A 26,328-nucleotide genomic window follows, 5' to 3' on the forward strand; every position below is an offset into this window, starting at 1 on the left:
TCATGACTCTGCACCAACATCTCCGCAATCGCTGCGGTTCCGCCGAAGTTGCCGTCGATTTGGAATGGCGGATGGGTGTCAAACAAATTCGTCAACGTCATCTTTCGCAACAGATTCGTCAGCAGCTCGTGAGCTCGGTCGCCGTTGTGAAAACGGGCCCAGAAGTTGACCTTCCACGCCATGCTCCAACCTTTGCCAAAGTCGCCGCGGGCTTCGAGTGATTTGCGTGCGGCGTCGTAGAGTTCTGGTGTTGCGTTCTTGGTGATCTGTTTGCCGGGATGCAGTCCGAAGAGGTGGGACGTGTGACGATGGTGAGGGTCTTTTTCGCCATAGTCTTCGATCCATTCCTGCAAACGACCGGTCGTGGGGCTGATCTGCAGCGGCTGCAGGTTCGACAAGGCGGATTCGATTTGATCGCGGAATTCCTTGTCGAAATTTCCGCTTGGGTCGATCGCGTCGCTGGCTTCCAACAGGCCCGTAAACAGGTCATGAATGATCTGCAGGTCCATCGTGGCGGCATAGGTAAATTCCGACTCGGTACCGTCGTCTTTGATGAACGCGTTCTCGGGAGAGTGCGATGGGTTGGTGACCAGTCGGCCGGCGGCCGGAGTTCCCGCGGGAGCTTCGACCAGGAAATCCAGCATGAATTCAGCGGCACCTTTCATAAGAGGATAAGCACGTTGACGCAGGAATTCTTTGTCGCCGTTGAAACGATAATGTTCCATCAAACCACGACTCGCCCACGCCGCACCCATTGGCCAAATTCCCCAAACGCCGTCCGCCGGCGCCGTCATTCCGTAGATATCCGACAGGTGGTGCAGCGTCCAACCGTCGGCTCCGTAATGGACCTTGGCGGTTTTCTCACCGTACGGCACGAGGCTCTCGACATAGTCGAAGAACGGCATGTGGCATTCGGACAAATTACAGACCTGCGCGGGCCAGTAATTCATTTGGAAGTTAATGTTGAAGTGATAGTCGCTGTTCCACGGCGCGTCGTAGTGCTGGGCCCATTTGCCTTGCAGGTTGGCAGGCAGGTAGCCGGGGCGGGAACTGCTGATCAACAGATAACGACCGAATTGAAAGTACAGCGTTTCGAACTGTGGGTCGTGTTTGCCTTTCTTGATCGCCTGCAGTCGTTCATCGGTGGGCAGGTTGACGGCGTCTGTGGAGCCCAAGTCGAGCTTCACGCGGTTGAAGAGTTTTTGGTGTGCGGCGACGTGCGCGGATCGTAGTTCTTCGTAAGGTGGGGTTCCGATCGCCGCTAAGAAGTCTTCGCAACGTTTGGTCGCGTCGCCGGAAATGTCCGTCGCGTTGTTGTAGCTCGTCGCACCGACGAGCAGCAGCGTCACGTCGTCGGCGCCTGAAACCTTCAGTTCGCCACGTGCGCATTCGACGCTGCCGCCGTGGACGATCGGACGAAGTTGGGCTTCGTAGTCGACGCCGAGTTTGCCACGCAGGATCAGACGATTGTCTGACGCCGACTGAGTCGTCGTGTTCTCACGGGCGAGCCTAGCGGTGAAGTCGATGCTGCCCGGTTGACTGGCGGTCAGACGGACAACGATCGCTTGGGCCGGTTCACTGACGAACACTTCGCGTGTGTACTCGATCGCATCAACGCTGTACTGCGTTCGGCTGATCGCGGTGGTGAGGTCGAGGTCACGTCGATAGCCTGAGACTGTTTCGGCGTCGGGGAAATCCAGAAAGAGATCGCCGAGCGTTTGATAGGATTTGACCTTCATTGGGTCACCCATCATGTTGCGACCCGCGATGCGAGTTGCCTCTGCGTTTTTCCCCTCGAAGAGCAGACGCCGGACCTCCGGCAGAGCTTCGAGGGCGTTGGGATTGTTGTAGTCGGTCGGCACGCCGTCCCAGACGGTTTCCTCGTTGAACTGAATGCGTTCGTTGTTGACCCCGCCAAACACCATTGCGGCGAGGCGGCCGTTGCCGACGGGAAGAGCCTGCGTTTCCCAGCGTGTCGCCGGTTTGCGGTACCACAGTGTTAGAGGCTGCGTAGGCGGGCCGGCGTCTTCAGTGAACTCCATGTCCGCCTTGGGATTGTTGCTCTCGTCGACGCTATGTCGGGCGGCGGAAACGGGGGACGATCCGACCAGCGCGGCGGTCATGATAATCAGCAAAACCCGATGCATTTTGGTACCTTTGTGTAGCCAGAACTTCTCGTCTATAGAATCTAAGGTCGCCGTATCGTAGTCGATCACCCCCTCACGGGTACCCACGGGGAGACGAACTGTCGCAATTTTTCAGGCGATGTCGGGGCGTCGGAAGATGCTCGAGGATTTTGATTTGATGCAAAGACGTGTTTTTTTGTGAACGGTTTTGCGAATCGGTCAATAGCTTTGAGCGAGACAATCTTCTCGAGTTTTGGCATCCCCAATTGCAGGTGAAATCAGTGAGACCGTTTTTTGCAATCGTTGCTTGTCTAGGCATCATTTCGTCATTGAGCACGACATCCGTTTCGGCGCGGGCGGCGAATCCGCCGGGCGAATCGGTGGCGGTCGTGTCGGGGACGATGCAGCAGTGGCACAAAATCACGCTGACTCTGCGTGGACCGCACGCGTCGGAAGATGGAAAACCCAATCCGTTCACTGACTATCGAATGCAGGTCACCTTTGAGCACCCTGAGTCCGGGCTGAAGTATGACGTGCCTGGTTATTTCGCCGCCGATGGTGACGCGGCGAACTCCTCGGCGAGTTCGGGCGACCGTTGGCGTGCCCATCTCTCTCCTGATCATGAAGGCCGTTGGACGTACAGCGTGTCGTTTCGAAAGGGAAGCAACGTCGCTGTTTCGGATCAACGCGATGCAGGTCAGCCCGTCGTGGGTGTCGACGGGGTTTCGGGTGAGTTCACCGTTGCTGCGTCAGATAAGGGCGGACGCGATTTTCGTTCCAAAGGCAGACTCAGCTACGTCGGAAAACATCACCTTCGGTTCACCGGCACCGGGGAGTATTTCTTGAAGTGCGGCGCGGATGCACCTGAGAATTTTCTCGCTTACGCCGATTTCGATGGCGACTTCAAAAAGGACGGCCAGAAAGACAACTTGGTCAAAACCTGGCAGCCTCACGTGCGAGATTGGAAGCAAGGTGATCCGACATGGCAGGACGGGAAAGGCAAAGGGATTATCGGCGCGGTGAATTATCTCGCGTCGCAAGGGCTCAATGCGTTCTCGTTTTTAACGATGAACATTCAGGGCGATGACCGCAACGTGTTCCCGTACACGACCTACGACGAGCGCAGTCGGTTGGATTGCTCGCGTTTGGATCAGTGGGCGATCGTCTTGGAGCACGGAAACAACAACGGCATGTACCTGCACTTCAAGACGATGGAAACCGAGAACGAGATGTTGCTCGACAGAGGCAACCTCGGCCCGCAACGAAAACTGTACTACCGCGAACTGATTGCCCGATTCGGGCACAACTTGGCCTTGAACTGGAACCTCGGTGAAGAGATCAACGACGCGTCTCATGAGCAAAAGGTTGCCTGGGCCAATTACTTCGCGACTCACGATCCCTATCATCACAACATCGTGATTCACAACATGGGCGAGCCGCACTATGACCTGTTAGGCGATGCCTCGGCGTTGACTGGGTTCTCTTTGCAAACCAACCGTCCTGACTTCGGCAACGTTCACAAGCGAACGCTCGACTACATCACTCGGTCCGTGGCGGCTGGAAAACCATGGGTGGTCGCCTGTGATGAACCAGGTGATGCGAAACACTCGTTAATCACTGACGAGGAAGATCCCGAGCACAACAATGCTCGAATGAACGCATTGTGGGGAAACATCATGGCCGGTGGAGCAGGCGTGGAGTGGTATTTCGGATACAACCATCCGCACAGCGACCTGACCTGTCAGGACTATCGCGTGCGAGAGAAAATGTGGGTTCAGTGTCGGCACGCATTGGAATTCTTTCAAAGCGAATTGATTCCGTTTTGGGACATGTCCAATTGCAACGACAAGGTTGAAAATCCGAATGCGTATGGTTTGCAAAAAGCCGGTGACACGTACCTCGTGTATCTGAAGAAGGGAGGCGAGGCGAAACTCGATCTGACCGACGTGGAAGGTCGATTCAAAGTGCGGTGGTTTAATCCTCGCACGGGTGGTTCCCTCGATACCGGCGCCGCCAACACAATTCTCGGTGGAGCCAAACGGGAACTCGGCCAGCCGCCGCGCCACGCTGATCAAGACTGGCTAGCAGTCATTCGGCGCATGGACTGACCGGCGCAGGGACTGACCGGCGTTGGGGGCGCGGCAGAGGCACAGGCAGGGGCGAAGGCTGGTGCAAAGGGACGATTGCTCGGTGACGTGGTTTCGACCGAGTTGCCGTCCCGGTAAGCTCACGTGAAAACGCGCCTCTCCGGTTGAGGTTCGATTCCCTGTCACGCTAGACGATCACTGCCATGAAATCGATGTTTCTCTGTTCACTCTTTGTGAGCGTGTTTACGACCGGATTGTTCGCCGCCGAGGGCGAACCGGTTGCCGTGCGATCGTGGCCCAACGGTGTGGTCTCGATTGAAAACCAATGGGGATTGTCGCTCGCGATTGTTCCCCGTGCGGATGATAAAGTGTCTGTCCCCGACGACGTCGATCAGGTCATCGTCGTGGAACAGGCAGAGTGGGGACACGTGTTGTCGCGACTACCGAATCAACCCAAGACAACTTGGGGGCGGTCTACGTCGGATTCGATGACGGACGCCAACGCGATGACGGTTCGCTCGATGGGGCCAACGATGACTCGCATCGACGTTGATGGCGTCGGTGTTGTCGTTGCGACCGGGGATTTGTCGCAGAACAAGGTGGGCGATTCGGCGGGCGACTTCGTTGACGTGGACGCTTTGGTGCTCTGCGATGTTGGGCCTGGACAAATGGCCCATGAATCGGTCGTCAGTGTCGTCGACACGGTCAATCCACGTTGGGGACTGCCCTTGGCCGTGAATCCCGACCAAGTGACAGGCAAAGGCCGAACGGGCAACACGTTTGCCGTATCGGCATCGGAGCGTGGTCCAGAAGAAACCGAAACGGTTCTCCTCAGTCAAACACCGTGGGAGATGCCGGAAGATCTCGCGGCGATGTTTGATGCGATGGAAAAAGCGTGCCGGAAGTCGCAAGAGGTCTTTGCCGAACTGTCGGTCTCGCAGTTGAACTTCCAACCGGCCAACGGAACCCACACGCCTCGGTGGAATGCCGAGCACATGATGGGACGACAGTTGCTGTTCTTCTCTCAGATCTATCACGCGATCGATCCTGCCGTGACCGTGATGGATCTCAATCCAAAACAAATGCCAAAGGACTACGAGTTCGCGCATCCAGATTGGGACGGTGTCGAAGAGGCTCGTCAGATGCAGCGGGCTAGTGACTTCTGCCGCCGGTTTGCCTACCTACTCGACGGCATCGAACTCAATGAAAAGGCACCGGGAAGCCGATGGCCATCGCTGCGGGCATTGTTGGTTCAAATGCAAAAGCACTACGGCGAGCATACCGCGAACACGCAGAAGAAGTTTGCGTTACCCGGATGGCCTGAGGCGAGTGGCGAATCGGAATAACCGCAGGTGTCGAGACGGGTGTGATGTCAGTCGAGCGGTAGCACGTCGACACTGACCTTCAACTCCGGTTGTCCTCCGCCCATGACGATTCCACGCATCGGGCTGATATCGTCGTAGTCTCTTCCGAGGCACATTGGGATATGGTCGGTGCCGGCGCGGACGGCGTTGGTGGGGTCAAAATCAACCCAACCGACCTCGGATCCTGCGTACACGCTGATCCACGCGTGGGATTCGTCACTACCGACGAGCCGAGGTTCACCTTCGGGTGGATAGGTTCGCAGGTATCCGCTGATGTATCGGGTGGGCAATCCGAGACTTCGCAGGCACGCGATTTGGACGTGCGCGAAGTCTTGGCAAACGCCCGCTTTCATCAGGAACGCGTCCTCGGTGGTTGTGTTGACATCGGTGGCCTGCGTGTCGTAACGGAAGTCGTTATGAATGTGTTTGGTTAACGCGTCGACCGCATCGACAATACTCGTGTGAGGCTGCATGATTTCGCGGGCGTAGTCGGCGAACTTCGGGCTGAGTTCGATACGCGGCGATTCAAAGACGAACTCGCGCGCGTCCCAGTCGACAGGTTTGTCACCTCGACGGACCATCGACGCGAGTTCGGTCCAGGCCGGTGCGGAGGCGAGGTTTTCGGCATCGGGGGCCGAAACGGTCACTCGACTGGTCACTCGGACGAGCAATGACTGGTGCAACGATTCGATCGAAAACGAGTCGACCATGTTGCCGTAGTAGTCCGGGTGCCGGAGGATCGATGCCGGTGCAGGATCGATCTCCACTTCGCACGAATGGCATTTCAGTTTCGCTTGATTGCGCGGCCGCATCCGAAGTTGGTTCTGGCACAACGCCACCGGTTCGCTGTAACGGTACGCCGTCTCGTGGATGATTCGGTAGTTCGCGGTTTGAGTCATCAGGCGACAGCGTGGGAAACAGATGAGAGCGTGGGGAAAAGGTGGGCTCGGATCACGGTGGAGGTTGTGAGGATGTCGGCTCGTTGTTTTCTACGTCGGTTTGTCGGCGGGGCCGGGCGGTAGGAGTGCGAGTGGCGGGAGTGTTTTTGATGGTTCGCCAGTGAGCGACTGGGAGACCGATGTGTGAATCAAGTATCGGGCTTCCAGTGCGTTGGCGAGCCTCGGCATTCCGATGCACACCTGTTCGAGCAATTCGGCGAGAGCACCACGCTCCTGGTTTGCCCCGCACTGGGTGAGTTTGACGATGTCGGCCACGAGCAATCGGCGCATCAGGTCCGCGGCGATCCGTTCATCCGCACCCAACCCGACTTGCGACGCCGATGTGGGGAGTTCCAGGAGTACCTGTTCGATGTCCTGCAATTGGAACCTCAGTGAACGAGGGTTCGATTCGTCGGTGACCAACAGGTCGATGGTGGGTGCCGGTTGGACGAGTGACAGATAGCGCGATCGATACGTCATCAAACTGTCCGTCGCATCCAAAATCGCTTCGCAAAGGTTGCTTTCGTTTGCCAACGGCACCGTCATCGTGGCGTTGAGCAGTTCGGCGGTTTGGTGAGCCCGTTCGATGCGGCGTCCGAGCAAAACGAAACGCCAACCATGAGTGCGGGTCAAACTCTCCGCCGACAGCCCACTGAACGCGAGCAGCAGCGTCACGCAGTGATTGAGTCGTTCAATCGCTGCGATCACGTTGGCACCGCGAGGCCGACTTTGCACGACGATCTCGTTGTGAAGGCTACGCAGAATCCGATACGCGTCCAGCGAGATCCGGTCGCGAACCGCCGATGCGTTTCGCAGGGCACCGACCGCGGCGGATTGGAGCCCTCGCGAGGTGCCGCAATCGAATACGCTCGCTGGCAACATCAGGTCGAGCTGCGGCATTGCACGGCCGAGTCCCTCGATCGCATAGTCGGGTTCGAGTTGACCCATCGCGGCGAGGGCTTTGACGAGATGCGGCATCTCGGACAGTTCATCGTACTCATCTTCACCGGCCAAACGCGTTAGCGTCGTCCGCAGCAATCGTGCGATCGATTCGCACCGCTCGGTGTATCGTCCGAGCCAGAAAAGATGTTCGGCAACCCGGCTGGGCAGTTCTGCTCCGCTGCGGCGAAGGCGGATTGTTTCGGATTCGGGTGACAACAACGTTGCTTCGTGGTCGATCGGCTCATCGCTGACGATCCAGCAATCTTGCGTCATTTGTCCGCTCGTCGGGGAGCGGCCGAGCAAATCCGGTTTCGGACTCACGCGAGCCAAACCACCGGGCAGAACCTCGATGCCGTCCGCCGTTTGCAACTGGAACGATCGCAGCGTGAGGTGCCATGGTTTGAGCTTTCCATCCACCCATGCCGGCGTCAGGCTGTGCGAAAGACGTTCTTGTCCGACGTAGCGATGCGGGTTGGCTTTGATCTTTTGAACCAACTCGGCCTTCTCTTCCGATGTCATGTACTCCGGAACGGACGGTTTGGCGTCGTTGACCGAATAGGCGCTGCGGATGATCAGTTTATCGAGGTTTTCCAAAACGAACTGGCACGGGCCTTCGTCGCCGCACCAATAGGTTGCGACGCTCGGCAAGAGCATCTCCTCGCCGAGCAGCTTTCTCGCCGACGCGGCCAAGAACGGGAGGCAGTGCGGGCATCTCCGCGATGGCGGCACCGATCGCGTTGACGACCGACACATGACCGCCACGGATGGTTTGCAACAAACCCGTGCAGCCTTCCATCGAAAGCGGATCGAGTTCGAGTGGATCACACTTGCGGTCCGAAACATGACGCCAAAGAACTTCGATCGGCAACAGCCCGCCGAGTGTTTTCAGGTTCAATCGTTCGCCACGAACGGCGAGGTCGCGGCCCTGGACGAGCGTGTAACCGAGATACCGCGCGAGGTACGCGTCCTCGAATTCGCGGTAGCTGCCCGGACCAGGAGTCAGCAACGCGACGCGCGGGTTGTCACGTGCTCGAGGTGCGAGTGAGCGGAAGTGTCCCCGGAGCGATTCAAAGAAAGGGGCCAACCGACGAACGTTGGCACGTCGATGCAAGTGCGGCAACGCACGGCTGAGGACGATTCGGTTTTCCAACAGGTAACCGAGTCCGCTCGGGGCGCGTGTGCGGTCGCCTGTGACCCACCAACGCCCACTATCGCCGCGAACGACATCGAACGCGGTGACATGCAGGCGGCGGGACATGCCTTCCTTTGCCATCGTGGCGGCTTCGTTCTCGCTTGACTTTGCCGAACGTCCGAGCCGGTGATAGACGCGGTAGAAACGTGGGTTGCCCCAAACGAGTTCCGGGGGAATGACACGGTCGGTGACCAAGTGCTGCGGGCCGAGAAGGTCGTCGAGCACCGCTTCGAGGACGCGAACGCGTTGGGCGAGTCCGTCCGCGAGTCCGACCCAGTCCTTTTCTTGGAATGCGACCGGCAGCGCCGCTAACTGCCAGGGACGTGACGGGTCGACGGGGGGTGTCGCCCTGGCCCCGTCGCCTCTTTGATTGCCAGCTTGTTCGAGCGGACCGGTACCCAATGGCCCGCTGCCGAGCACACCGCTGGGGAGTGCCGCGGTGCCGCCCGCCGCGATGCTTTGCGGTCCCGTTGTCAGCGGATTGACGACACTCGCGGGGGCGTTGAAGTCTTGGTTGCCGTCGGACGGTTTTTGATTGGCGTCGACCTGGAACGTCAGCCCGTTTTCGCGGATGAGCTGTTCGATCTGTTGCGAACGCTCGTCCAGTCCGGACGGGCCGATTCGGTTGAGCGTGCTTTCCACGGTCGACCAGTGTGGACGAATGGCGCCGTTTTCATCGCGTGATTCGTCGAAACGGCCCGCCTGCTTTTCATAACTGGCGAGCGACAATGGGGCTGCGATGCTGGTCGACAATGTGGTCTGGGCTCCGGTTTGAATGCCGATAGGGAACGAGATCGCATGTCGCGCTAACCTTCCCTCCGATCGACTACCCGCCTTGAGCACGCCGATTCACGAATGCTCATTTTAGAGCCGACGCAAATCCATGGTAACCGGGTACGGTTCCGATCCGACCACGGGTGGCAAATTAGGGACTACTATTTCTCCACCCGTCATCGTGAACGCATCGAATCTCGCCGCACGCCGCGATTCAGCCTCTTTCGCGTTGATCGGGAAGTTCTCGCTCGATACCCCACCTGGGTGTACTGCGTGGTACGTGCACCCCCCGACGCTGCGGCGAGCCTTTAAATCGACCAGGTCGAATTGCAGTGGCGTGTGAATCCCGATGGTGGGATGCAGGCACCGTGGTGGTTGCCACGCACGATACTTCACGCCGGCCACGCCCTGCCCGGTCACGCCGGTTTTGTGCAGGGGCACACGGTGGCCGAAACACGTCACCGCGTATTGATTCGGATCCATCCCCTCGACCAGGATCTGCAATCGTTCGAGCGACGAGTCCACGAACCGCGCTGTTCCGCCCGAGCCGGGTTCCTCGCCCATCACGTACCAAGGCTCGATCGCGCTGCGGAGTTCCATGCGGACTCCATCAACGACCAATTCACCCATCAGTGGGAAGCGGAACTCGTGGTGAGGCGCGAACCAGTCGGCCTTCACCGGGGAGCCTAATCGTTGTAGTTCGCCGGTGAGTTTGTTCAGATCGTCCCAGACGAAATGCGGCAGCAGATAGCGGTCATACAACATCGGTCCCCACGGGACGAGCGGTTCTTGATACGGGCTATCCCAAAACGCAGCCACGATGGCGCGAATCAGCAGTTGTTGCGAAAGGCTCATTTGCGCGTGCGGCGGCATCTCGAACCCACGCAGTTCGACCAGCCCTAAACGCCCCGTCGAGCTGTCGGGGGAATACATCTTGTCGATGCAGATTTCGGCGCGGTGTGTGTTGCCGGTGGTGTCAACGAGCAAATCGCGGAACAACCGGTCGACGATCCACGGTTGGACGTCGGCACCGAACGGAGGTAACTGTGCCAGGGCGATTTCCATCTCGTAGACGGAATCGCTGCGGGCTTCGTCCATCCGCGGTGCTTGGCTGGTCGGGCCGATGAACTTGCCGCTGAACAGGTAGGATAGCGCCGGATGGTTGTGCCAGAAACGGATCAAACTGCCGAGCAAATGAGGCCGCCGCAGAAACGGGCTGTCGGTCGGTTTGGCACCGCCCATGACGACATGGTTTCCGCCGCCGGTGCCGGTGTGATGCCCGTCGAGGTCAAACTTCTCAGTGCCGAGACGCGACAAACGTGCTTCTTCGTAAAGCGTCTCGGTCAGCGTGACCAACGATCGCCAAGTCGACGACGGTTGCGTGTTGACTTCGATCACGCCCGGGTCAGGGGTGACTTTGAAGTAATCAATCCGGTCGTCCGGTGGCGGCAGGTAACCTTCGACGACAACCGGTAGGTCGGTCAACGCACAGGTCTCTTCCACTGCCGAAACAAGGTCGAGGTAATCTTCGAGTCGCTGCGCCGGAGGCAGGAAGACGTGCAGGCGTCCGAACCTTGCTTCGACACAAAGTGCGGTATGCACGATGTCGTTGTGGGTCGGCAAATCATCTTCATCGACGTCATCGAGCGTTTGTTCGTTGACCGCCAAAGCCGTTGATTCAGCGGGACCGCCGATGCGTCCGCCACCACCGCCGGTGGTCCCGCCCTGGCGTGCGGCGACATAGCTTTCCATTCCACGCGGTGTACCACCGCTTGCACCGGGGCCGCGGTAAGGCGGCGGCAGTGGATTGTGGCTGATCGTGGGGTCGAGCGGTGTGGTGTAGAACGGCGCCGTGCTGAAGGAGTCCGGTGGGAGCGTTTCGAGCGGGAGTCGCAGTCCGATCGGTGATTCACCAGGGATCAGGTAGATTTTCTCGCTGCGGACCGGCCAACGACCGCCCATCCAACCAGGGTGAGCTTGCCACCAAGCGCGACGCAGCGGCAGAACGTACCCGACCGGCGTGCCGAGGCCGTTGCCGAACGTCCGCATCAACATCGCCCGCTCATTGGGGTCTTTGAGACGCGGGTCGGCCGGGTCGATGTCGACGGGAAGACGGTCTTCCTTCCAGAGGTAATGGAAGATGTCTTCGTGGACCGGGAAGGTCATCTTCGCACTGATGTTGAGTTCGCGCGAAAGCGTTCGGATGAACCGACGGGCATCTTCGTGCGTGTGTTTGTAGTCGCGACCTTCGTCGGCCAGCCATTTTTCGTCGTTCCAGATCGGTTGGCCGTCGCGGCGCCACAAACAGGTCAGCGCCCATCGGGGCAGTTGTTCGCCGGGATACCATTTGCCTTGCCCGTAGTGCAGCAAGCTGCCCTTGGCGATTTGGTCGGTCTCGGTGAGCTTTTCACGGAAGCGTTTGAGCAGCACGTTGCTGAGCACGCGTTTGTCTTCGCCGACCGCGTCGGTGTTCCACTGCGGGTGGTCCATGTCGTCGATCGAAACGAACGTCGGTTCGCCGCCCATCGTCAGTCGCACGTCACCGGCGTTGAGTTTCTCATCGATCAGGTCGCCCGCTTTGAGGACTTCCTTCCACGTCGATTCGGTGTACGGTTTGGTAACGCGCGGGTCTTCGTGAACTCGCGTCACTTTCATGACGTGTTCGAACGTTACCTCGCACGGTTCGTGGCCACCGGTGATCGGAGCCGCGCCGGTGTACGTCGGCGTGCACGCGAGAGGAATGTGCCCCTCGCCGGCGAGCAATCCGCTCGTTGGGTCGAGTCCGACCCAACCTGCACCGGGCAGATAAACCTCGGTCCATGCGTGCAGATCACAGAAGTCTTCGGTCGGTCCCGATGGGCCGTCGAGTGATTCTTGGTCGGCGGCGAGTTGGATGAGGTACCCCGAAACGAAACGTGCGGCCAATCCCATGTGACGGAACGTCTCGACCAGCAACCACGCCGAGTCACGGCACGAACCGCTGCAGAGAGTCAGTGTTTCTTCGGGGGACTGAACGCCGGGTTCGAGCCGGATGTTGTAGTAGATCTTCTGCTGCGCGGCGCGATTGATGTCGACGATGAAGTCGATCGTGCGGTCGTTGGACTGCGGCAGCGATTGGATCCACGCGTCCAAGGCGGGAGTCAGTTCGCCCGGTTCCAAGTAAGACGACAATTGCCGTTTGGTGTCTTCGTCGTACTCAAACGGGAAGGCTTCCGCGGTGTCGTCGACGAAGAACTCGAACGGGTTGATGACCGTCATGTCGGCAACGAGGTCGACGGTGACGCAGAGATGGTCGATCGGCTTTTCGAAAACCAAACGTGCGATCGGGTTGGCAAACGGGTCTTGTTGCCAATTCACAAAGTGTTGATCGGGCGAAACCGTCAATTGATACGACTGAATCGGTGTCCGGCCGTGATAGGCCGGTCGTAATCGAACGAGTTGAGGCCCGACCATGATGGGCTTGTCGTACTCGTAGGAGGTTTTGTGGTGCAACGCGACGCGAATCGTCATAGAAAAACCGGGGTATGATCAAAAGGAATGAAACGGCGTCTGTAGGAATTTCTTACGCTGAAACGGGAGCTTGGAAGTAATCTTCGGCGAGCGTGTTGCCGATGTCGTTGAGTTCTCTCTGCAGGTGGTCAACGAACTCGTGCATCCCGCCGGCGAGTACTTCTTCGACTTGGGTGTGCGCGAGTCGGTGTTTGAGGGCGTCGACCTTGGTGCTCGATTCGCTCGAGGACTGATTGCTCGACGCTTGATCGATTTCGCCGAGCGACCATCCTGCCGAGGCAACGCACCGGTGGACGCTGCGTGGGAACGTCCGGTTGAACAGGAAGAAGCCAACGACGTTGGGAATATCGATCTCGTGATGGTCGCGCCGGTAGGCTTCGAATCCGCTGATCGCGAGAAGCAGCGCCGACCACTGCATGTCGTCGATCGCCGTGCCGACGTGTTCGACCGAAGGCAGCAGGTTGAAGTACTTCACATCGAGGATACGGGATGTCTTGTCCGCACGTTCGAGCATCCGACCGACGTTGGCAAAGTGCCACGCGGTGTCCTGGGCCATCGTGCTCTCGAGCACTCCGCTCCACAGCAACGTCTGTTGGCGAATCTCGTCAAAGAACTTGCTCGTCCGGTCGAGCGATTCGTTGCGCGAAGCCTCGTTGACAAAGAGATAGAACTCGTTGATCTGTTCGAACGCTTCGGAGGACAGTTTTTCGCGAACTCCACGTGCATTTTCGCGTGCGGCACGCAAACACGTCAGCATGGAGTTGGGGTATTCGTCGTCGAACGCGAGAAAGTTGACCACGTTCTCTTGGTTGGGAACGCCGTACTTTTCAGTGAACCATTCTTCATCGCCGGTGACGCGGACGAGCGGTTCCCAAGGGTCAACGAGGTTTTCAGGTTGATCCAGAATCAGGTGCAGCGTGACCTCGAGAAACCGGGCGAGGTTTTCGGCACGCTCGATCTGGCGACTCATCCAATAGATCGATTCGGCGACGCGGGAGAGCATGTTGTGAACTGATATAAGAAGGAGAATGGAAGGTGCGGTGTGAACGCATTCTGGCGGACAGTTGGGCGACTGTGGGGGAGAAATCGCCGGGACAAACCGAGTGGTGACGCAATTACGGACGGGCGACGATCTGGCCGGGGCTGGCCACGACCCAAGTATCCTTGCTGCCTCCGCCTTGCGACGAATTGACTACCAGTGATCCTTTTTTCAACGCAACTCGTGTGAGTCCGCCGGGCAACACCCAGACATCGTCCGGTCCTTCGCAAAGAATGTAAGGGCGAAGGTCAACGTGACGGCCCTCGAGCGTTTCGCCGGTCATGGTCGGGACACGGGAAAGTTGCAGGGTTGGTTGGGCAACGTAGTTGCGTGGGTTCTCGCGGATCTTTTCTGCGAACTCGGCTCGTTGTTGCTCGGTCGCGTGAGGTCCGATCAGGATCCCGTACCCGCCCGATTCACCCGCCGCTTTGACGACCAACTCGTCGAGGTGCGCGAGCACATAATCGCGGTCTTCGTCGCGTTGACATAAGTACGTCGGCACGTTGTTCAGGATCGGTTCTTCGCCGAGGTAGTACCGGATCATTTCGGGGACAAACGCGTAGACCACTTTATCATCGGCAACACCGGTTCCCGGGGCATTTGCCAGAGCAACGTTGCCGGCTCGATACGCACGCATCAGGCCAGGAACGCCGAGTACGGATTCTTTGTTGAACACCTCCGGGTCGAGGAAGGTGTCGTCGACGCGGCGATAAATCACGTCAACCTGCTGACGCCCGTCGGTCGTTCGCATGTAAACGTGATCGTTCTCAATCAGCAGGTCGCGACCTTCGACCAATTCGACGCCCATTTGATGTGCGAGGAACGAGTGCTCGTAATACGCACTGTTGTACACACCCGGGGTCAGCACGACGACGGTCGGGTTGGGCATGTCCTGCGGGGCCATCCGCCGGAGCATTTGGTAGAGACGGGCCGGATAATCATTGACCGGCCGAACGCTCGAGTCGGAGAACGCGCGGGGGAAGTTTTTCTTCATCACCGCGCGGTTCTGCAGCACGTAGGACACGCCGGAAGGGCAACGCAGGTTGTCTTCGAGAACAAACACCGATCCGGCGTTGTCGCGAACCAGGTCCGTGCCGGTGATGTGGCACCAAACACCGGCAGGCGGCTTCAGCCCCTTACACTGCGACATGTACTGAGGGCACGAATCGATGATGTTTGCCGGGATCAATCCGTCGTTGATGATCCGGCGTTCGTTGTAGACGTCATCGAGAAAGAGGTTGAGCGCGCGAATACGCTGTTTCAAACCAAGTTCAATGTCTGACCAAACCGTCGCCGAAATGATGCGAGGAATGATGTCGAAAGGCATGATTTTCTCAGTGCCCTCTTCATCGCTGTAGACGGTGAACGTGATTCCCATTTGATAGAGGGAACGTTCGATCGCACGTTGACGACGAATCAGTTCGCCGGCGGGAAGTCGGTTCAGCAGGTCAACAAGAGCCACGGAATCCGGACGAGCCACGCTGTCGGCACTGACGACTTCGTCATAGAAACCTTCCGATTGGTAATTCTCCAACCGAGGATAATCTGTCATCGAGGATGTTGTGTCCGAGGTTTGTGACTGCGACTGAGATTGCATACAGGTACCCATCTCTCGCGTCGGTCAGTCCGCCCCTGACAACGTCGAAATAAAACGTGAAGAAGAGAGCCCGTAGTGTATCGCAAACGGACTTCCGATACACCAATTCAATGGGATTGTTGCGCAATGAGGCGACGGTCACCGCAATTCGCCACTATTGGTAGCCAGGTCGCCACGATCCATTCGGTTGCAGCCAGGAATTGGGGATCGATTCCGTGGTGAAAGTCGCCCAGTTTTCAATGATTCACGGGGGCCACCGAATCTCCTGGCGAGTTTCGCAGCCGCCGTGGATTTTGGAATAGGTCGTGTCCGCTCTCTGTAGCGGAATTGGCCAGAATTCAGCCCGTCGAAGTCTTGCGATATCGGCTACTGTATTCTTTCAAGCGATCGAGTCTGCCTGGGTGACCTGGCGTTTTTCGGTCTGTTGTTGGGTTACTTGTTCAATAACCGCCTCCATGACCGCGGCGAAATGATCTGAGTCCGGAAACGCTGCGTTTTTCTTGATCCCGATGTCGTGCAGGCGAATGTGGACGTCGGGTTCTCGTTGGACCTGGCCGAACACGCCAAGGCTGCAGTGAATCGGGCAACCGTCGATCACCCAAATCTCTCGATCGGTCAGCTTTTTTAGGAACAGCGGTTTGGCGGCGCCGATCCCTGCCAAGCATGACATTTCGGCGATGCCTCGGCGATCGAGTTCTCGAGCCACCTCGTCGGCCAGATGCCCCGCGTTGGAGCATCCTGAGCAGGCGAACAAGATAGGCCGTTTCGTTGACATTGGTTATTCCTTGTTAAAGTGCGAGGGCTTTGACGAACAAAACGTTGTTTTCTTTGTGGATGTGTTGATGCATGTCGGCTTCCAGTCGTGCCAGTGAATCCAACATGGCGCGATAGGTGTTGCACGCCCACTCCGGTGGAGCGTAGCCGTCGGTGGATTCGTTCAGAACCGCGAGGGCGTTTCCCGCCTGATCATGCTCATGCTCCATCTGCCGAATCGGATTCGCCACGCTGCCGCAGAAGAACTCGGGTTGATCGGAGGAGGACTCGAGCTGCCGCACGATCGGAAACAGGATCTGTTCTTCCTTCATCATGTGAGGTTCGAGTTCGGACTTCAGAGCGACGAAGGCCTCACGCATCTGGTGCAGTCGTGCGTCTTTGTCGCCGTGGACCCGCGAGACCTTCTCGGTCATGGCATCGAGCCTCGGCAATTCTTCACGCAGGTAGGCGTGGTGCGTGGTTTCGATGTGGTCGGCGAGTTCGGTCAACGTCATCGAGTCGACATCAACGTGACTGTCGCTATGCAACGTAGCGTCGTTGGCGTGTATTCGTTCCATTACCTCTGCGGTATCGATACCGCGTTTCTGGCACGCTCGGTCCAACGACACCTTGCCACCGCAGCAGTAGTCAATCTTGAGGCTTTCGAAGACGCGTGCGCGATTCGGGCTCTGGCGGACCAAGTCACCTACGGTTTGTTCCGGGTTGAGAGTTAGCATGGTGTGCTTTGATTGTGAGAAAGAAACTGCCACGCAGAGCAGAGCTGCCGCAACGGATCGCCGGCGGCAAATACGCTCGCTCTGTCCATGCCTCCAGTGTGCAAACTTTAAATATGCACGTCAAGGTGTATTATTGGGGCGGCTGGATTTCGAGTCGCTTCGTTGGTCGCGCCGCGGGGCTAGCTGTCGAGCGTGGGGAGTCGGTTGCGAATGATTTTGGTCGTTGGGTCGCCCGGCATGATCGTGTCGCACCACATTTCGCCTTCGAACAGGTATCGCACCTGGATTGCCTGAGCATCGTTTTCTGCAAACGATCTGGCGGCATCGGCGAGCGAAACCGTCGCATCGGTTTTGCTCGATTTCAATTGCACGTGTTGAACGTCGGCGCCCTCGGATAAATCTGCGAATAGCTGCATGACTTGGTCCTTCGCCCATTCGGCCTGCAGGATCTCGGGAAGGTCGTCGTTCATCGAAGGCTCGTGCGGCAAGGTGTGATTCCGAGTTGAAGAAAGTGGGAGATGAGAAACTGTTCGAGGCCGCATCGGCGGGGCGGCGTTCGTCGCGGTTGACACGCGTGACGAAAAGCGGTGCTGGCTTTGAGGCGTCCGCGCAAGAGCCTCTTGGTTCTTGTCTGTGTCAATCGTGTCGTTGAGCGAGTCCCGGTCGGGCGAAGGCGGGCATTAGCAGGATCGCGTTTTCCGGTGCCGGGCAAACGTATCGGCAGACACCACATCCGGTGCAATCGTTTTCGTTGACTGTTGGCTTTCCTTGCGTGACGACGATGGCCCCTTCGACAGGACACCGTTCGCTGCAAACGGTGCAAAGTGTGGAATGATGAGCCAGGCACAAGTGTTCGGTGATCCGAGCCGTTCCCATGATTGGCGAGATCGAATCGATCAGAACTCCGGGTTCGCAGGATGCAATGCACGGGAAGTCTTCGCACATCATGCATGCGGAGTGATCAGCCTCGATGATCGGCGTTCCGGCAACATCGCCCAATCGATCGGGAGCTTTGACGATCGCATCATGGGGACAGGCGGTGATGCAGTCGCCACATCGTGTGCAGCCGGATAGGAACTGAAACTCATCGATGGCTCCAGGCGGGCGATGCAGTGGGAGCGTTTGGGCGGCTCGCTTGGTGCCAAGGTCCGTTGGCGGAACCGGTGCAATGTTGATCCCGTTGATGCTGCGTGGTGCTTCCTGCGTGTTCGGGCGGTCTTCAGGTTTGGGCAGTCGTGTGACCAGGGGCGGAAACCGCGACTGTGGCATCAGTCTCCAGAGCCGACCTTGGATCAAATCGCGTCGGCTGCGATTGGTTGGCCGAGTTCGGAATAGAAATCTGCATGCACGAAGGGGAAAACGAATGGCCGCCGCGAACTGTTTCTTGAACGCCGTCCGGTAGCTCGCGATCCGGTTCGCGCCTGCGTTCTCGCTCGTTTCCTTATCATCCACACGGGGGTGCTGTTGTCGGCGTCGCGTCAAACCCGGCACCACATCAATTCGACACGACGTTCAGAGGAGGCAGCATTGGAACGCTCTCTGGGCTGAACTTCTGGGCGTCGGGCATTTGGTCCAGCGTTGCCGAGGGTGCGTGGCACTGCGTGCAGTTGGTTCGCCATGGGTGTGTTGATTCCATACCGGCCCAACCGTTGGGGCCTCCGTGGCACGCGTTGCAGTTTTCTCGCATCCACCGAGAGTGCGGGATCGTTGGTGGTGCCCCCGGGTAGGCTCGCTTGCCTTGCTTCGGTGCAGGCAACCCGACGAAGCTGGTCTGTACGGTCGCGTCGACGTTTTGGAACGGCGCCGGGGCCATCGGTGCGTGACACTGGACACAGTTGCCGAGGAATTGATGAGACATGACACTGGCTTTCAATCCCGCCATCTTCACGCCATTCCCATGGCAGGCGTAGCAAGCCGCGTCGGTTGTGTTCTCGACCGGGTGCGGGATGACCGGCGGCGCACCGTTGAACGCCCGGCGGGACCCTCGCTGTTTACTGGACGCTTCCTTTTCGGCTTCGCTCGGTTCGATCTTGGTGTAGAGATCGTACTCGGGTTGCGGCAGCGTTTGTCCCTGAGCACTCCATGTCGCCGTCGGGCCCATCGCGGTCTGGGATACCTCGGCATAAGAAACCGCTGGGATCAATTTCGGATCGGCTTTAACTTCGTCTTGGTCGTACTGCGTGATCAGTGCGGTTTCGTCCATTCCATCGGGTTGGGGCACACCATCGCTGATGCCGATGGCGTAACCGATAAACGCGATCGCAATCACACAGGCGAAAAAGATCGGGGCGAGGCGTTTTAACATGACGGGAATCCTCCGTTGACGATTCGCTCAGCGACCGTCAGGTAAAGGAGTTTCGAGTCCGTGACGATCGCATTCGGGACGGGCACGCGGTTTGAACGGGATGAGTGGATCACGAATCCGCCTCCGTCATTTTCCGAACCCGAGCAGCGCATTTCTTGTAGTCGGGTTGTTTGGAGATCGGGCAGTATGCCTCGAGTGTCACGTTGTTGATCATCTTCGTTTCGTCAAAGAACGGAACAAAGATCGTTCCGCGTGGTGGTCGGCCTCGACCGTCGATCCATACTGGCAACTGGCAGGAACCGCGGCGTGATTCGACGACTACCGTTTCGCCCTGTCGAATATTAGCGTCCTTGGCATCCTCTTTATTCATTTCGACATAACCCGTCGGCATTGCTCGGCTCAACTGCGTCACGCGGCGAGTCATGCTTCCGGTGTGCCAGTGTTCCAGCACGCGTCCGGTGCACAGCCACAATGGATAGTCTTCGTCAGGCATCTCCGGTGGTGGTTCGTAATCGTGGAACCAAATCTGAGCTTTGCCGTCTTTCGTGGACGAATGATAGAAGTCGAATTCTTCTCCCTCGGCGACAAACGGATCGTCGAATCCGGAGAATCGGAAGCGGGTTTCCCGCCATGATCCGTCTTGTTGTTCGACGACCGGCCATCGTAGCCCGCGGGCTTTGACGTACTCCTCGTATGGGGCCAGGTTCTTGTGCTTCATGGTTGTGAACTGGCGATACTCCTCGAACAGATGTTTATCGACGTTCGTGTCGTAGTAGTGTTCGAATTCCCAGATCGGGATTTCTTCGCCGGATTCGTCCTTCACCGCAAAGATGAATTCGCCGTCCTTGTCCTGCATGCCTTCGTGCCCCATCTCAAACAGTTTGCGGGCGATGGCGATCGTCATCCAACAGTCGTCGCGTGCATCGCCGGGCGGATCGACCATTTTGAACCACTGCTGAGTGCGACGTTCGCTGTTGCCAAACATTCCATTCTTTTCGACCCACATCGCGGCCGGCAAAATCAAGTTGGCCAATGCGGTGGTGGGGGTTGGGTAAACGTCGCTGACGATCAAGAACTTATCCGCGAGTTGTTCCTTGTCGTTGAACAGTTTGTTTAGATTCGGCAGCGTTTGTCCCGGATTGGTGACTTGCACGAACATTGTCGTGATGTCGCCGCCTTCGTCGGTCGGCATCGTGAATTGGTCAAACATCTTGACCGTGTGATAGCCGGGCGTTCCGTTGATCCGTCCTTCGGGAACGTTCCAGAACTCTTCGCATTGTTGACGGTGTTCCGGGTTGGCGACGACGCGTCCGCCGGGCAACGCGTGTGACAGTGTTCCGACTTCGCGAACCGTTCCGCACGCCGAGGGTTGCCCGGTCAAACTGGTTGGGGAATCGCCGGGTTTGCCGAAGTGTCCCGACAGCAAATGCACACCGTGAACGAGCGTGTTGATCGCTGTGCCCATTGTGTGTTGGTTCATACCCATGCACCAAAGGCTGGTGATCCGGATGTTCCTGTCGCCGAACAGGTCACCGAGCATGCGGATTTGTTCGACCGACAAACCGGACAGTTCGGAAACTCGTTCGGGAGTGTATTCGGCAATCCGTTTGCGAAACTCGTCTTCGCTGATGGCTTCACCCATCAGCGTTTTGCCTGATTCGGGGTGAGCCCGGAAGTTGCAGTGGTCTTTTACAAACGACGTGTCGTAGGTGTTGTTTTCGATCAGCAGGTGCATGATGCCGAGGGCGATTGCGACGTCACCGTGCGGCTTCATGTTCAAGTATTCGTTGGCGGCGTCCGTCGTTCGTGTTCGGCGGGTTCCGATGTCAATGATGCGCACCTTTTCGCCACGTGATCGCCGATCAGTTACACGAGAGAAGAGAACGGGGTGCATCTCCGCCGGGTTGTTACCCCAGGTGATCAACACGTCGCATTCATCGAGGTCTTGATAACAACCTGCTGGTTCGTCGACCCCATAGGTTCCTAAGAAGCCCGTCACGGCGGATGCCATGCAAAGTCGAGCGTTGGGGTCGATGTGGTTGTTGCTGAGGCCGCCTTTCATGAATTTTTGGGCCGCGAAACCTTCTGGAATGGTCCATTGGCCGCTGCCGTAGAACGCAAACGTTTGTGGCGAATCAAAGATACGCTTGGCGATGATGTCGAGAGCTTCGTCCCAGGAGATCGCTTTCAGAGTTCCGTCATCTTGGCGAAGCAATGGCTCCGTCAAGCGATCTTCGCCGTATAAAATGCCGCCGACGTGATACCCTTTGACACACAACAGTCCCTTGTTCACGTCCGCCGCTTTGTCACCTGCGACCGCAACGACACGTCCGTCTTCCACGCCGACTTGAACGTGGCATCCGGTTCCGCAAAACCGACAGGGAGCTTTGTTCCAAGTCAAACCTTCTCCGTCGGGCAAGTCAGCGACGCCCGGATCGGCCTGCACAACCGGTAGCGATCCGCCGGTTACCAACGAACCGGCCGCGGCCATCGCGGCTGACTTCAGAATTTCCCGTCGATCTGAATTCATCATCTTCATTTGTCGGCTCGGTTTGTTGAAAAGATTCGATAGGGATTGTTAAGAAACGGCGACGGACCAACGCGACACTCACGATTCATCTCGCGTCTTCATGCAGAGAGAATGTTGAAAGATGAGTGGTGATTGCCTCGTTATTCTTTCGCGTGTTTAGACGTTTGTTCGGTTAGCACCTTGAGTGTCTTCCGGTGTGTCGTCTTGCGAGTTTGTATCGTTGCTTGCTTCTTCTTCACATTCGCTATCAAAAGCCACCATTGCGATGGCAACATTTGTTACGCTTGTTATCTGTTGTAACGTATCCCAAATCTCGCGGTCGCGGATTGTGTCATCACTATCGACCACAATTGCTAGTTTTCTATCGTTGGCTTGACCTAGATCAATTTCAGGGATCGCCTTGATGGCGTCCAATGCCTCTTGGTTTTGTTCAACTGGCGAGTCGAACGTGAGGACGAGTCCACTAATCGGCATGTTGAAAGCGATCTTAAAAACGGAAAAACAAACAGAGCGAATGTGAATAGGGGTTTTGTGAACCTGCACCTGAGTGTATATGTTGGGGCGTGTCAGTGGAACCGTGTTTTGGACAAAAATAAATGGCTCGATCGATCAATCTGATTTTTGTCGGCACGGTGCTTGTGGTCGTCTCGATGGTGGGCGTGGTTATCGCACGTCAATCCACTTTCAAAGCATCGCCCAACACGCAACAGGCTTCCGATAACGCATCTTCGAGTGATGCTCATTCTGCAGGTGGCGAGACGACGAGCTTTCCAGTCGTTATTCATCAACCGGATGGTCCCCCGCGAGTGAAGTTGGCTGGATTAGATCCGCAGGGCCGCACCGGCGAGGTCGCGTGTTCGACGTGCCACGCGGTTCGGCAACCGAACTTTGAAAACAAGACAACGGAAACGCTCGACGAGTTTCACCAAGGATTGGTCGTCGCCCACGGCAATCTTTCGTGCTACTCGTGTCACAATCCGGATGGTTCGGACACGTTGCGGCAGGCTGACGGAACGAAGATCGAATACCAAGACGTGATGACCCTGTGTTCGCAGTGTCACGGCCCCCAGGCCACCGCATATGCCCACGGAGCGCACGGTGGAATGAACGGGCATTGGGATCTGTCTCGTGGTCCTCAGGTGAAAAACAATTGTGTCGACTGCCACGACCCGCACTCCCCCGCGTATCCCAAGATGGTCGTCGGTTTCAAGCCCAAGGACCGGTTCAACACTCCGGTGGAAAACGCAGGTCATTAGGAACGCAATATGTCGACGACACGTTCGATCATCTCATTCTGCCGACGCAATGTGTTCGAGGGAGGCTGTTCCTCCGCGACAACTGCGTGTTGTTCTGCCTTCGTGTTGGCCGCCCGATTCCTGAAGACCACACGACGATTCCTGCCCGGCGCCGCGTCAACTTTTTTGCAGAGATGTTATGACTGATAAACCGTCTCTTCCCGTTGTCGAAAACTTCTCGCGGCGTGCCGCGGTGAAAGGCGCGTTTGCCACGCTCGGGGCTGGAGCGTTTGTTGCAGCGGTTTCGCCCCTGCGGCAAGCAGCCAAGAATTCCTCGGCCGCGGAATTCATGCAGACGCACTACACCGAGTTGTCGCCCGAACAGAAAGCCGACGTGATCTCGCGGTTGGAAGCGGAAGCAAAGGAAAAGTATGACGCGGACGTTACGATCGCAGATGACCGTCCCATTGCGGGAACCAAGTTTGTCTACGCGATCAATCTGAGTGTTTGCAACGGCAACGGGAAATGTGTCGAGGCCTGTCACAAAGAAAACAATCACGACCGCGACACGAATCAGTCCTACATCCGTGTGCTCGAGATGCCCAAAGGCACGATGGACATGGAGAAGGGATCGACGACCTACAGCGGCGCCGTTCCGAAAGACGACAAGTTCTACCTGCCTGTTCAATGTCAGCAGTGTGATGAACCGCCGTGCGTCGATGTTTGTCCGGTCAAGGCGACGTGGAAGGAAGAAGATGGCATTGTCGTTGTGGATTACAACTGGTGCATCGGTTGTCGATACTGCGAAGCCGCCTGTCCTTACCATGCCCGGCGATTCAATTGGAAAAAGCCCGAAGTGCCGGCGGATGAGGTCAATCCCAATCAGAGCTATCTGAGCAATCGGATTCGTCCGGTCGGCGTGGTTGAGAAGTGCACGTATTGCCTACACCGGACTCGGCGAGGCCAACTGCCGGCATGCTTGGAAGCCTGCCCTACCGGTGCCCGTGTGTTCGGAAACATTCTCGATCCGAACTCGAACATCCGCTGGATTTTGGAAAACAAACGTGTCTACATCCTTAAAGAGGAACTCGGCACCAAACCCGCGTTCTTTTACTACTTTGATTAAGGAAGGGACAGCAGCATGAGCAGCGTCAGCGCACCGTCACCGACAAATCAACCGAGTGAGACAACGTCTCATATTTCGAGCTACCCGAAATTTATCGGCCGATCGTTGTGGTTAGCCACCGAAGGTTCGCTCGGGTTCTACGCCTGGATGACGATGCTTACGGCGTTGTTTCTGGTGGGGGCCAACGCATGGGCAAATCAAGTCGCCGGCGGGATGATCGGCACAAACATGACCGACCAGGTTTCGTGGGGGCTGTACATCGCGAACTTCACGTTCATGGTCGGGTTGGCCGCAGGCGGTGTGATGATGGTGATCCCGGCTTACCTTTATCATGACCGAAAGATGCATGACGTCGTCATCATCGGCGAGCTGTTGGCGATTGCCGCGATTGTGATGTGCCTGATGTTTGTCGTCGCCGACTTGGGACGGCCCGATCGGTTTTGGCATCTGCTACCCGGCATCGGGAAATTCAATTTTCCCATCTCCATGTTGACCTGGGACGTGATCGTCCTGAACGGTTATCTGCTGTTGAATCTGCATATTTGCGGATACTTGCTCTACATGCGGTTCCTCGGTCGCAAGCCGAATCCGGTATGGTACATCCCATTTGTGATGGTTTCGATCGTCTGGGCGATTTCAATCCATACGGTTACCGCGTTTTTGTACTGCGGGCTCGGAGGGCGTCCGTTCTGGAACACGGCATTGCTCGCCCCACGGTTTCTTGCCTCCGCGTTTGTGTCAGGTCCCGCGTTCATCATCGTGGCGATGGTGTTGATTAAAAGACTCGCCGGTGTCGGTGGTTTGGATCAACCGATTGCGACGCTGACCAAGATCATTCGCGTCACCATTTTGGTGAACCTGCTGATGGTTGCGTCGGAACTGTTTACCGAGTTTTACACCGGCGGAAGCCACGTCAGCGCGGCCAAATACCTGTTCTTTGGGCTGCACGGAAAGACTGCTTTGGTTCCGTGGACATGGACCGCGATCGGATTGAATGTGACTGCCGCGTTGTTGTTCCTGTGGCCAGGTTTATTGCAGTTCCGATGGCGACCGCTGTTGGTTGCCGCGTGCTGCATGGCGTTTGTGGGGGCATGGATCGAAAAAGGCATGGGCCTGATCATCCCCGGTTTCGTCCCCAGTACGCTTCACGAAATCGTCGAATATGTTCCCAGCCAACTCGAGTGGAAAGTCACCGTTGGCATTTGGGCGTTCGGTTTGATGATCTTCACGATCGCGATCAAGACAGCCCTGCCGACGCTCAAGCATCCTGCTGAACATTGAGACGCCGAACACTGAGTTGCTGAACACTGAGTTGCTGAACACTGAGTTGCTGAACACTGAGTTGCTGAACACTGAGTTGCTGAACACTGACGCGCTAACCTATTTAGCTCTGGTCAGTCGGCATCGTCCATGTTCGAGAATCGGTTGTCGTCTGCGGGGTACTTCTCGGCGTTGCGAATCATTTTGGCTTTAAGCGTTGTGGCGAGGTCGATGTCGAGTTTGTTGGCGATAGCGAGCAGATACGCGAGGCAATCGGCGACTTCTTCCCCGATGGCGTGTCCCGTTTCCGGATCTTCCATCGCACGCAGCGACTGTTCGGGCGTCAGCCACTGGAAGTGCTCCATCAGTTCAGCCGTTTCGATCGCCAAGGACATGACGAGATTCTTGGGCGTATGAAAGCGGTGCCAATTGCGCTCATCGACGAACGATTCCACCACGGCTTTCAGTTCAGAAACGGTCGTTTCGCGGTCGTTATTAGCGGGGGGATGCGGGTTGGTGTTGGGAGGTGAACTCATGGGAGGAATCAATTGGGTTGGAGTGTCTGGGCTGAGGTGTTTGGGTTGGAGTGTCTGCGTGACGCGGTTTGTTGAGCCGGCAGGTCGCTGCGTTGGATCGGCTGTGAGGGATCGTAGGAGGCCGCGAAGTATCCGAGGCGTCGTAGGAATTTGGGATGACAAAGTTTGACAATTGTGACGCGGTTGTCGATCGTTCGCCTCGGTAGGAATGCACCGATCGCGAACGGGTTTCGCAAAACCCTCGCTGGGGGCGGCTGAGTGGTCGATGTTCAGACGG

At 57.4% G+C, this 26,328-nt stretch carries 20 protein-coding genes; 5 read left to right on the forward strand and 15 right to left on the reverse strand.

Translation table 11 applies throughout. The features are described from left to right. On the reverse strand, positions 1-2,147 hold a 2,147-nt coding region (locus tag RSSM_RS20770), incomplete at its 3' end, for a glycoside hydrolase family 95 protein (RefSeq protein ID WP_044303168.1). A gap of 308 nt (positions 2,148-2,455) precedes the next feature. Here RSSM_RS20770 and RSSM_RS20775 point away from each other — a divergent pair. After that, positions 2,456-4,234, forward strand: coding sequence for a DUF5060 domain-containing protein (locus tag RSSM_RS20775; RefSeq protein ID WP_044303172.1), 1,779 nt, complete (start codon positions 2,456-2,458; stop codon positions 4,232-4,234). A 182-nt stretch (positions 4,235-4,416) separates the two neighbouring features. After that, entirely contained in the window at positions 4,417-5,559 is a 1,143-nt protein-coding gene (locus RSSM_RS20780) for a DinB family protein (RefSeq protein ID WP_008683520.1), read from the forward strand. A 26-nt stretch (positions 5,560-5,585) separates the two neighbouring features. Here RSSM_RS20780 and RSSM_RS20785 read toward each other — a convergent pair whose 3' ends face one another. From RSSM_RS20785 to RSSM_RS34305, 13 genes are all read right to left on the reverse strand, one after another. Further along, positions 5,586-6,476, reverse strand: a complete 891-nt coding sequence (locus RSSM_RS20785) for a transglutaminase family protein (protein ID WP_008683522.1) — start codon at positions 6,474-6,476, stop codon at positions 5,586-5,588. A 90-nt stretch (positions 6,477-6,566) separates the two neighbouring features. Next, complete coding sequence (locus RSSM_RS34860; protein ID WP_261340261.1) at positions 6,567-8,105, reverse strand: circularly permuted type 2 ATP-grasp protein; 1,539 nt, start codon at positions 8,103-8,105, stop codon at positions 6,567-6,569. After that, entirely contained in the window at positions 8,035-9,402 is a 1,368-nt protein-coding gene (locus tag RSSM_RS34865) for a circularly permuted type 2 ATP-grasp protein (RefSeq protein WP_008683526.1), read from the reverse strand. The genes RSSM_RS34860 and RSSM_RS34865 overlap by 71 nt, the downstream gene beginning before the upstream one ends. Positions 9,403-9,513: 111 nt before the next feature. Then, on the reverse strand, positions 9,514-12,933 hold the full coding sequence (locus RSSM_RS20795; RefSeq protein ID WP_008683529.1) for a transglutaminase family protein: 3,420 nt from the start codon (positions 12,931-12,933) through the stop codon (positions 9,514-9,516). 52 nt (positions 12,934-12,985) lie between these two features. After that, entirely contained in the window at positions 12,986-13,936 is a 951-nt protein-coding gene (locus RSSM_RS20800; protein WP_008683530.1) for an alpha-E domain-containing protein, read from the reverse strand. A 112-nt stretch (positions 13,937-14,048) separates the two neighbouring features. Continuing rightward, positions 14,049-15,581: a circularly permuted type 2 ATP-grasp protein gene (locus RSSM_RS20805; RefSeq protein ID WP_449314186.1), complete on the reverse strand. Its 1,533-nt coding sequence runs from the start codon at positions 15,579-15,581 to the stop codon at positions 14,049-14,051. 367 nt (positions 15,582-15,948) lie between these two features. Continuing rightward, on the reverse strand, positions 15,949-16,344 hold the full coding sequence (locus tag RSSM_RS20810) for a putative zinc-binding protein (protein ID WP_052336087.1): 396 nt from the start codon (positions 16,342-16,344) through the stop codon (positions 15,949-15,951). Between the two features lie 13 nt (positions 16,345-16,357). Next, positions 16,358-17,059, reverse strand: coding sequence for an iron-sulfur cluster repair di-iron protein (gene ric / locus RSSM_RS20815; RefSeq protein WP_008683536.1), 702 nt, complete (start codon positions 17,057-17,059; stop codon positions 16,358-16,360). A gap of 179 nt (positions 17,060-17,238) precedes the next feature. Further along, positions 17,239-17,529, reverse strand: a complete 291-nt coding sequence (locus tag RSSM_RS20820) for a hypothetical protein (RefSeq protein WP_008683538.1) — start codon at positions 17,527-17,529, stop codon at positions 17,239-17,241. A gap of 166 nt (positions 17,530-17,695) precedes the next feature. Next, the gene (locus tag RSSM_RS20825) at positions 17,696-18,328 is read right to left on the reverse strand and encodes a 4Fe-4S dicluster domain-containing protein (RefSeq protein ID WP_236621280.1); all 633 of its coding nucleotides are present in this window, start codon (positions 18,326-18,328) and stop codon (positions 17,696-17,698) included. A gap of 226 nt (positions 18,329-18,554) precedes the next feature. Beyond that, positions 18,555-19,364: a diheme cytochrome c precursor gene (locus RSSM_RS20830; protein ID WP_008683542.1), complete on the reverse strand. Its 810-nt coding sequence runs from the start codon at positions 19,362-19,364 to the stop codon at positions 18,555-18,557. Between the two features lie 109 nt (positions 19,365-19,473). Further along, complete coding sequence (locus RSSM_RS20835) at positions 19,474-21,903, reverse strand: molybdopterin-dependent oxidoreductase (protein WP_008683545.1); 2,430 nt, start codon at positions 21,901-21,903, stop codon at positions 19,474-19,476. A gap of 147 nt (positions 21,904-22,050) precedes the next feature. Continuing rightward, positions 22,051-22,437, reverse strand: coding sequence for a hypothetical protein (locus tag RSSM_RS34305; RefSeq protein WP_008683548.1), 387 nt, complete (start codon positions 22,435-22,437; stop codon positions 22,051-22,053). A gap of 53 nt (positions 22,438-22,490) precedes the next feature. Between RSSM_RS34305 and RSSM_RS20845 the strand changes: the two genes are divergently transcribed. From RSSM_RS20845 to dsrP, 3 genes are all read left to right on the forward strand, one after another. Further along, entirely contained in the window at positions 22,491-23,150 is a 660-nt protein-coding gene (locus RSSM_RS20845; protein WP_008683550.1) for a cytochrome c3 family protein, read from the forward strand. A gap of 178 nt (positions 23,151-23,328) precedes the next feature. Further along, positions 23,329-24,255, forward strand: a complete 927-nt coding sequence (locus RSSM_RS20850; protein ID WP_008683553.1) for a 4Fe-4S dicluster domain-containing protein — start codon at positions 23,329-23,331, stop codon at positions 24,253-24,255. A 15-nt stretch (positions 24,256-24,270) separates the two neighbouring features. Next, the gene (gene dsrP, locus RSSM_RS20855; RefSeq protein WP_008683555.1) at positions 24,271-25,536 is read left to right on the forward strand and encodes a sulfate reduction electron transfer complex DsrMKJOP subunit DsrP; all 1,266 of its coding nucleotides are present in this window, start codon (positions 24,271-24,273) and stop codon (positions 25,534-25,536) included. A 113-nt stretch (positions 25,537-25,649) separates the two neighbouring features. On the opposite strand, the gene RSSM_RS20860 is transcribed toward dsrP, so the two are convergent. Next, positions 25,650-26,051: a nucleotide pyrophosphohydrolase gene (locus RSSM_RS20860; protein ID WP_008683557.1), complete on the reverse strand. Its 402-nt coding sequence runs from the start codon at positions 26,049-26,051 to the stop codon at positions 25,650-25,652. Between the last annotated feature and the right edge of the window lie 277 nt (positions 26,052-26,328).

It is taken from the genome of Aporhodopirellula sallentina SM41, assembly GCF_000346505.1.
GTDB lineage: Bacteria > Planctomycetota > Planctomycetia > Pirellulales > Pirellulaceae > Rhodopirellula > Rhodopirellula sallentina.

Bases quoted from the DNA above. Each gene is read 5' to 3' on its own strand.
- RSSM_RS20780 (WP_008683520.1), top strand. From the start codon at position 4,417: ATGAAATCGATGTTTCTCTGTTCACTCTTTGTGAGCGTGTTTACGACC.
- RSSM_RS20785 (WP_008683522.1), bottom strand. From the start codon at position 6,476: ATGACTCAAACCGCGAACTACCGAATCATCCACGAGACGGCGTACCGT.
- RSSM_RS20795 (WP_008683529.1), bottom strand. From the start codon at position 12,933: ATGACGATTCGCGTCGCGTTGCACCACAAAACCTCCTACGAGTACGAC.
- RSSM_RS20800 (WP_008683530.1), bottom strand. From the start codon at position 13,936: ATGCTCTCCCGCGTCGCCGAATCGATCTATTGGATGAGTCGCCAGATC.
- RSSM_RS20805 (WP_449314186.1), bottom strand. From the start codon at position 15,581: ATGGGTACCTGTATGCAATCTCAGTCGCAGTCACAAACCTCGGACACA.
- RSSM_RS20810 (WP_052336087.1), bottom strand. From the start codon at position 16,344: ATGTCAACGAAACGGCCTATCTTGTTCGCCTGCTCAGGATGCTCCAAC.
- ric (WP_008683536.1), bottom strand. From the start codon at position 17,059: ATGCTAACTCTCAACCCGGAACAAACCGTAGGTGACTTGGTCCGCCAG.
- RSSM_RS20820 (WP_008683538.1), bottom strand. From the start codon at position 17,529: ATGAACGACGACCTTCCCGAGATCCTGCAGGCCGAATGGGCGAAGGAC.
- RSSM_RS20825 (WP_236621280.1), bottom strand. From the start codon at position 18,328: ATGCCACAGTCGCGGTTTCCGCCCCTGGTCACACGACTGCCCAAACCT.
- RSSM_RS20830 (WP_008683542.1), bottom strand. From the start codon at position 19,364: ATGTTAAAACGCCTCGCCCCGATCTTTTTCGCCTGTGTGATTGCGATC.
- RSSM_RS20835 (WP_008683545.1), bottom strand. From the start codon at position 21,903: ATGAAGATGATGAATTCAGATCGACGGGAAATTCTGAAGTCAGCCGCG.
- RSSM_RS20845 (WP_008683550.1), top strand. From the start codon at position 22,491: ATGGCTCGATCGATCAATCTGATTTTTGTCGGCACGGTGCTTGTGGTC.
- RSSM_RS20850 (WP_008683553.1), top strand. From the start codon at position 23,329: ATGACTGATAAACCGTCTCTTCCCGTTGTCGAAAACTTCTCGCGGCGT.
- dsrP (WP_008683555.1), top strand. From the start codon at position 24,271: ATGAGCAGCGTCAGCGCACCGTCACCGACAAATCAACCGAGTGAGACA.
- RSSM_RS20860 (WP_008683557.1), bottom strand. From the start codon at position 26,051: ATGAGTTCACCTCCCAACACCAACCCGCATCCCCCCGCTAATAACGAC.